The 1,498-nt window shown below is 34.8% G+C and carries 1 protein-coding gene; it reads left to right on the top strand.

What is annotated here, in order from left to right; all coding sequences use genetic code 11:
* The first annotated feature begins 125 nt into the window (after nucleotides 1-125).
* On the top strand, nucleotides 126-1,496 hold the full coding sequence (locus tag IDG60_RS13790) for a CitMHS family transporter (RefSeq protein ID WP_001083499.1): 1,371 nt from the start codon (nucleotides 126-128) through the stop codon (nucleotides 1,494-1,496).
* Nucleotides 1,497-1,498 lie beyond the last annotated feature (2 nt).

Below are 1,498 nucleotides of genomic sequence, written 5' to 3'. Positions count from 1 at the left end.
TTACGCAAAAAAGATTTTTTTGATAAAATGAGATAACTTAAATATAAAAAATTATATTAATTATAATATTTAAGTTAAAGAGGGGGATTATGTAAATTGTATTAAAAGTGGAGGGAGAAAATAATATGAATAGTGATAATATGTGGTTAACAGTAATGGGGCTCATTATTATTATTTCAATTGTAGGTTTACTCATTGCCAAAAAGATAAATCCAGTTGTAGGTATGACAATCATACCTTGCTTAGGGGCAATGATTTTAGGATATAGTGTGACAGATTTGGTTGGATTTTTTGCTAAAGGGTTAGATCAAGTCATCAACGTTGTTATTATGTTTATCTTTGCCATTATTTTCTTTGGCATCATGAACGATAGTGGTTTATTCAAGCCGCTTGTCAAACGCTTAATATTAATGACACGAGGCAATGTCGTCATTGTCTGTGCAATGACAGCTTTAATTGGCACAATAGCCCAATTAGATGGGGCCGGTGCGGTAACATTTTTGCTTTCTATTCCTGCATTATTACCTTTATATAAAGCGTTAAATATGAATAAATATTTATTGATTTTACTATTAGCATTAAGCGCGGCGATTATGAACATGGTACCTTGGGGAGGTCCAATGGCTCGTGTAGCTGCAGTGTTAAAAGCCAAAAGTGTCAATGAATTATGGTATGGATTAATACCTATTCAAATAATAGGTTTCATTCTTGTTATGTTGTTTGCGGTATATCTTGGATTTAAAGAACAGAAACGTATCAAAAAAGCAATAGAGAGAAATGAATTACCGCAAACACAAGATATAGATGTACATAAATTAGTTGAAGTATATGAACGAGATCAAGATGTAAGGTTTCCTGTAAAAGGACGTGCAAGAACAAAATCATGGATAAAATGGGTGAATACAGCTTTAACTTTAGCTGTTATTCTATCGATGTTAATAAATATTGCGCCACCTGAATTTGCATTCATGATAGGTGTCTCATTGGCGCTTGTTATTAATTTTAAATCAGTGGATGAACAAATGGAGCGATTAAGAGCGCATGCGCCGAATGCATTAATGATGGCTGCAGTGATTATTGCAGCAGGTATGTTTTTAGGTGTACTAAATGAAACCGGTATGCTTAAAGCGATTGCGACGAATTTAATCAAAGTGATTCCTGCAGAAGTAGGACCATACTTGCATATTATTGTAGGTTTACTTGGCGTACCATTAGATTTACTAACTAGCACAGACGCTTATTATTTTGCTGTGTTACCGATCGTCGAACAAACAGCAGGGCAATTTGGTGTACCGTCTGTATCAACAGCTTATTCAATGGTTATAGGGAATATTATAGGTACATTTGTCAGTCCGTTTTCACCAGCCTTATGGTTGGCAATTGGTTTAGCAGAGGCAAACATGGGCACGTATATTAAGTATGCATTCTTTTGGATTTGGGGATTCGCCATCGTTATGTTAGTAATTGCAATGTTGATGGGCATTGTGACGATTTAAGT

This window comes from Staphylococcus sp. EG-SA-2, assembly GCF_017152085.1.
The sequence above is the reverse complement of the archived record's forward strand: the minus strand, read 5'-3'. Positions and strand labels throughout refer to the sequence as shown.

Excerpts from the sequence above, each read along its gene's own strand:
- IDG60_RS13790 (WP_001083499.1), top strand. The coding sequence starts at position 126 with ATGAATAGTGATAATATGTGGTTAACAGTAATGGGGCTCATTATTATT.